This is a genomic window from Actinomadura sp. 7K534 (assembly GCF_004348575.1).
Lineage (GTDB): Bacteria > Actinomycetota > Actinomycetes > Streptosporangiales > Streptosporangiaceae > Spirillospora > Spirillospora livida.
Genome location: NZ_SMKB01000344.1, coordinates 1 through 5,852 on the forward strand (window position 1 = coordinate 1; position 5,852 = coordinate 5,852).

4 protein-coding genes, 1 other RNA gene and 1 pseudogene are annotated in these 5,852 nt (G+C 71.9%); 2 read left to right on the forward strand and 4 right to left on the reverse strand.

What is annotated here, in order from left to right:
• Together E1266_RS38540 and E1266_RS34910 are read left to right on the forward strand one after the other, a co-directional pair.
• Nucleotides 1–750 (forward strand): annotated as a pseudogene (locus tag E1266_RS38540) (hypothetical protein); the annotation flags it as partial.
• A gap of 188 nt (nt 751–938) precedes the next feature.
• Nucleotides 939–3,179: a SulP family inorganic anion transporter gene (locus E1266_RS34910; protein ID WP_243719279.1), complete on the forward strand. Its 2,241-nt coding sequence runs from the start codon at nt 939–941 to the stop codon at nt 3,177–3,179.
• A 71-nt stretch (nt 3,180–3,250) separates the two neighbouring features.
• Here E1266_RS34910 and E1266_RS34915 read toward each other — a convergent pair whose 3' ends face one another.
• The 4 genes from E1266_RS34915 to E1266_RS34930 all read right to left on the reverse strand — a co-directional run.
• Complete coding sequence (locus E1266_RS34915; protein ID WP_132054496.1) at nt 3,251–3,448, reverse strand: hypothetical protein; 198 nt, start codon at nt 3,446–3,448, stop codon at nt 3,251–3,253.
• Between the two features lie 159 nt (nt 3,449–3,607).
• On the reverse strand, nt 3,608–4,015 hold the full coding sequence (locus E1266_RS34920) for a DUF5959 family protein (RefSeq protein WP_132054498.1): 408 nt from the start codon (nt 4,013–4,015) through the stop codon (nt 3,608–3,610).
• A gap of 287 nt (nt 4,016–4,302) precedes the next feature.
• Nucleotides 4,303–4,699, reverse strand: an RNA gene (gene rnpB, locus E1266_RS34925) — RNase P RNA component class A.
• A gap of 43 nt (nt 4,700–4,742) precedes the next feature.
• Nucleotides 4,743–5,852 (reverse strand): TrpB-like pyridoxal phosphate-dependent enzyme (locus E1266_RS34930; protein WP_132054500.1); only part of this gene is annotated, 1,110 nt, incomplete at its 5' end.

The window sequence follows — 5,852 nt, forward strand, 5'->3', positions numbered from 1 at the left end:
CCCCCGGCGCCCCCGGCGCCGCCCGCTCCGGCTCCGGCGCCCGCGGCGCACGGCGGCTCCGACACCGACGGGCACCGGCTCCCGTCCGTGGACGAGCTGCTCCAGCGCATCCAGTCCGACCGTGCGCGGTCGGCGAACCCGGCGCCCTCGTCCGACACGGGCGGCTCCTACGGCGGCGGCTCCCTGAACGACCCGCTGGGCGACCCGCTCAGCACCGGCTCCTTCGGGACGACCGGCGGGTCCGGCGGCACCGGCAACACCGGGCCGTGGCAGACCGGCGGGCCCTCCGGCGGGCAGGGCGGCGGTTACGACCCGGGGCTCGGCTCCGGCGTGCCGTCCGGTCCCCCGCCCGGCGGGATGGGGGCTCCGTCCGGGTACGGGCAGGGCCAGCAGAGCGACGGCTACCCGACGGCGCCCGCCTACGGCGACTCCCCGCGCTACGACGACCCGCTCAGCGGCGGCCGCGAATCCTTCGGCGGGTTCGGGGGCAACGAGGGCGGCTCCGGCGTCTACGGCGACTTCAGCGGCAGCAGCTACAACGGCGGCGCCGACCCGCTCGCCGCGCCGCACGACCCGAACGCCCAGGGCGGCTACCAGGACCCGAACGCCACCCAGGCGTACGGCCCGGGCGGCGGCTACTACGGCGGCTCGCAGCAGCAGGGCGGGTACCCGCAGGGCGGCCAGCCGAACGACAACGCCCCGTACGGCTCCCGCCAGCCGGCCGACGACTGGGAGAACTACCGCCGCTAGGCATCCGGAGCGGCCGCGTCCGGCCGCCCGACCGCGAACGAGGGCCACCGGCTTCCGGCGGCCCTCGTTCGCGTCTCCGCCCGCAGAGGCCCCGACGGGACGGCGCGCAGCCGCCATCTCGCGAATGGCCTGGCTGAAGCGGCTCTAATCCTGGTTATATACGGAGAGTGACTTCAAAGCCACTCAACGTGTCCACATTTCGGCGGGACTTCCTCGCGTCGTTCGTCGTGTTCCTCGTCGCGATCCCGCTGTCGCTCGGCATCGCGGTCGCGTCCGGCGCCCCGGTCGCGGCCGGGCTGATCGCCGCCGTCGTCGGCGGTGTCGTCGCGGGCCTGATCGGCGGGTCACCGCTGCAGGTCAGCGGCCCCGCGGCGGGCCTGACCGTGATCGTCGCCGAGCTGGTGCAGACCTACGGCTGGCGCGCCACCTGCACGATCACCCTCCTCGGCGGGCTGCTCCAGGTCGCCCTCGGGGCCAGCAAGGTCGCCCGGACCGCCCTCGCCGTCTCCCCCGCCGTCGTGCACGGGATGCTCGCGGGCGTCGGCGTCGTCCTCGTCCTGGCGCAGGTGCACGTCCTGCTCGGCGGCAGCCCCCAGCAGTCGGCGCTCGACAACCTGGGCGAACTGCCGGGCCAGCTGGCGGCCCCGAACACCCACTCGGCCCTCCTCGGCACGCTGACCGTCCTGGTGCTGCTGTTCTGGTCGCGGCTGCCGAGCACCGGCCCGCTGCGGCTGATCCCCGGTCCGCTGCCCGCGATCGCCCTCGCCACCCTGACCGCCTGGTCGCTCGGCTGGGACATCCGGCGCGTCGAACTGCCCGACTCCCTCTTCGGGGGGTGGGACGCCCCCGCCCTGCCGGAGGGCCCGCCCCTCGGCATCGTCGGCGCCGTCCTCTCCGTCGCGCTCGTGGCGGCCGTCGAGTCGCTGCTGTGCAGCGTCGCCGTCGACCGGCGCCGCCCCGCCGGGGTGCCGCGCGCCGACCTCGACCGCGACCTGCTCGGGCAGGGCGCGGGGAACGCGGTGTCGGGCCTCCTCGGCGGGCTGCCGATCGCGGGCGTGATCGTCCGCAGCACGGCCAACATGGAGGCCGGTGCCCGCTCCCGCACATCGACCGTCCTGCACGGCGTGTGGGTGCTGGTCCTCGCGCTGTCGTGCGGCCCCGTCATCGAGCAGGTGCCGCTGTCCGCGCTCGCGGCGCTGCTGGTCGTGCTGGGCGTCCGGCTCATCGACACCGCCCGCATCCGCGACCTGCGCCACCATCGCGAGGCGCCCGCCTACTTCGCCACCCTCGTCGGCGTGGTCGTCCTGGGGCTCGGTGAGGGCGTCCTGGTGGGCATCGCGGTCATGGGAGTGCTGGCGCTGCGGCGGCTGACCCGGCTGTCGGTCCGCGCCGAGCACCTCTTCCCCGAGCCCGAGGACGGCCCGGTCCCGATCCGCACCCACGTGGTCGTGGAGGGCACCCTGACCTTCCTCGGCGTCCCCAAGGTGACACGCCTCCTGCAGGAGGTCCCGCCGGGCGCCAGCGTCGACCTCGACCTGAACGTCGACTTCATGGACCACGCCGCGTTCGACGCCATCCACCAGTGGCGACTCGCGCACGAGCGCCAGGGAGGGAGGGTCGACATCGACGAGGTTCACGAGGCTTGGTATGAAAGAGCAGTGACAGGTGACATGTCCTCGCCGCGTAAGTCGCCCCCTTCTGCCCGTTGGTGGGCGCCATGGGCGAATCGTCGACGGCGTTCCGAGGAGGAACTCGACGCGCCCGAGGTGTCCCCCGCCGCCGTGCTGCTGGACGGCGTCCGCGAGTACCACGGCCGGACCGCCCGGCTGGTGCGCCCGATCATGGCCGAGCTGGCGATGGAGCAGAAGCCCCAGCACCTGTTCATCACCTGCGTGGACTCGCGCATCGTGCCCAACATCATCACCGCCAGCGGCCCCGGCGACCTGTTCATCAACCGCAACGTCGGCGCCCTCGTCCCGCGGTACGGCTCCCGCACCCGCGACGACTCCGTCGCGGCCACCGTCGAGTACGCCACCAACGTCCTCGACATCCGGACGATCACCGTCTGCGGCCACTCCAACTGCGGCGCGATGGCCGCGCTCCTCGCCGGCGGCACCGAGGTCGAGCACCTCTCCGGCCTGTCGCGGTGGCTGAAGCACGGCAACCACAGCCTCGCCCGCTTCCTCGCCACCGACCCGTCCGGCGAGGACGCCCCGCCCCTCACCCGGCTCTGCAAGATCAACGTGATGCAGCAGCTCGACAACCTGCTCACCTACCCGTGGCTGCGCAAGCGCGTCGAGTCCGGCGAGATCGAACTGGTGGGCCTCTACCTGGACCTGCAGTCTGCCAACGTCGAGATCCTCGACCGGGCCACGGGCGCCTTCATGCCCGTCCCGGACGACGCCCCGCAGGCCCGGACCGCCACCTGACACGCAAGCGCGGGCCGTCCCCCCGCAAGGACGGCCCGCGCGTCAGTGTGTCTTCGGTCGGCGCCCGCGGGTCAGCGGCTCACGAGGTCGTCGTGGCGCGTGTAGTCCCGCACGTACATCCCGGTCACCCGGCGCGCACGCCGCGCACGCCGGTCGGACGCGGGCAGGAACAGCGCGTCGTACCGGCTGGCGCGCGAGAAGTCCCACAGATAGACCAGGCCGGCCACTCCCCCCGCCAGGACGAGGGCCACGAACATGATGATGAACATCGAGGCTCCTTTCCACGGGACCCAGCACCTCGGCCCCGCCGCCGTCACCGATCAAGGCGATCAGCTCTTCCCTAGAAGGTAGGCGCCCCGTTTCAACCTCTCTGTGTCGTATGACCCGAACCATGTGAGTTGCATGCCCCTCCCGATGGGATGGCGCGCTCAGCCGCTGAGCTTGGGACTGGCTTCGCGGAACCTCGCCAGTCGATCGAAATGGTCGTCCAGCCAGTACTCGTCCGGTCCGACCTGCACCCGCACGGTCGCCATGGAACCCACTCGGTCCTCGACCGTGACCCAGAGGTAGTCGTACTCGTCGTCCCACTCGATGGTGAGCACGGTCCTGCTGGCGGCTTCCATCCAGCTGCCGGTCTCCTCGCCGTCGAGAGCTTCGAGAACCTCGGCCCATTCTGCGATGTCGTCCGAATGGAGCGAGACCTTCTTGCGTCCCTTGACGAACTCCGTATCGACGACGATCTCGCCTTCCAGGCTGGCGGGATCCACACTCACCACGACGGTCGGACTCGTGGCCCACGTCGACTGCAAGCTTATGAGATCGATGCGTTCGGGCATCTTGTACCTCTTATATCTGGTGAGTGCGGCCTTAAGGGTTATTGCGCACCATGATGTCCGCAACGGGCACGGCGCGGTGTTCAGCCCGCATTCTTCCGGTGATCGGCGGCAGGGCTGGACGGTTCCGAACATGTACGGGGGCGGGCCACGTATCCGTCTTCGTGCGGCGCCGTGACTTCTGCTGGTGTTCGCGCCTGCCGACCGGCGTCGGCCAGGTCCCGCTGCCGGCGCTCGACGTGCCCTGGGCGATCTTTGGGCATGGTTCGCCCTGGGCGGGCGGGTGAAGGCGGACGAGTCGGCCTGTAAGCCGGGTTCTGTGCCCGCCGGCCCTTGCGGGGCGGCGGGTGACGGCCATCCATCTCGGGCCGCCGTTGCCGGCGGCCTCCAGCGGTCTACCCGCAGGCTCGGGCGGGCCGCCCTCGGGCACCTGCGCGGGGCCTCTTACGGGGCCCCTTCTTGACCTTGCTCCGGGTGGGGTTTACCGAGCCGCCCACGTCACCGTGGGCGCTGGTGAGCTCTTACCTCACCGTTTCACCCTTACCACCGGCGGACCGGTGGCGGTCTGCTTTCTGTGGCACTTTCCCGCGGGTCACCCCGGGTCGGCGTTACCGACCACCCTGCCCTGTGGAGCCCGGACTTTCCTCGACGGGGATCGCTCCCCGACGCGGCCGTCCGGCCGGCTCGTCCGCCGTACATAGACGATAGCGGGTCCGGTGTTGTTCCCGGCTCAGGGCAGGGTCGTCAGTGCCTCGTCCAGGCGGGACTGGGGGAGGGTGTGGTCTTCCATCTCGCCGGAGAGGTAGCGGTCGTAGGCGGCCATGTCCAGGTGGCCGTGGCCGCAGAGGGCGGTGAGGATGACCTTGGGTTCGCCCGTCTCGGCGCAGTGGCGGGCCTCCGCGATGGCGGCGGCCAGGGCGTGGGTGGGCTCGGGGGCCGGGACGATGCCCTCCGTGCGGGCGAACAGGATCCCCGCCTCGAAGCATTCGCGCTGGGGCTTGGCCTCGGCCTCGAAGACGTCCAGGTCGTACATGTGGGAGAGCAGCGGGGCCATCCCGTGGTAGCGGAGGCCGCCCGCGTGGATGGGGTCGGGGACGAAGTCGTGCCCCAGCGTGTGCATCTTGAGGAGGGGCGTGAAGCCGGCCGTGTCGCCGAAGTCGTAGGCGTAGCGGCCCCGGGTGAAGGACGGGCACGCATCCGGCTCCACCGCGCGGATCGCCGGGTTCATCCGGCCCTGCAGCTTCTCGCGGAGGAACGGGAAGAACAGGCCCGCGAAGTTGGAGCCGCCGCCGGTGCAGCCGACGATCAGGTCGGGGGTGTCGCCGACGAGCGCGAGCTGTTCGAGGGCCTCTTCGCCGATGACCGTCTGGTGCATCAGGACGTGGTTCAGGACGCTGCCGAGCGCGTACCGGGTGTCGTCCGGGGAGGCCGACTCGACGGCCTCGCTGATGGCGATGCCGAGGGAGCCGGGCGAGACCGGGTCGTCCGCGAGGATCTTCGCGCCGGACGCGGTCAGCCGGGACGGGCTGGCGTGCACCTGCGCCCCGTAAAGCTCCATCATCGAGCGGCGGTACGGCTTCTGGTCGTAGGAGGCCCGGACCATCCAGATCTCGCATTCGAGGGCGAACTGCGCGCACGCGAACGCGAGGGCGCTGCCCCACTGGCCGGCGCCCGTCTCGGTGGTGAGGCGCCTGATGCCCTGGCGCGCGTTGTAGTACGCCTGCGGGACGGCCGTGTTCGGCTTGTGGGAGCCGACCGGGGAGACGCCCTCGTACTTGACGTAGATGCGGGCGGGCGTGCCGAGGGCGTGTTCGAGGCGGTGGGCCCGGATGAGGGGGGT

Bases quoted from the DNA above. Each gene is read 5' to 3' on its own strand.
- E1266_RS34915 (WP_132054496.1), bottom strand. From the start codon at position 3,448: ATGTTCATCATCATGTTCGTGGCCCTCGTCCTGGCGGGGGGAGTGGCC.
- E1266_RS34920 (WP_132054498.1), bottom strand. From the start codon at position 4,015: ATGCCCGAACGCATCGATCTCATAAGCTTGCAGTCGACGTGGGCCACG.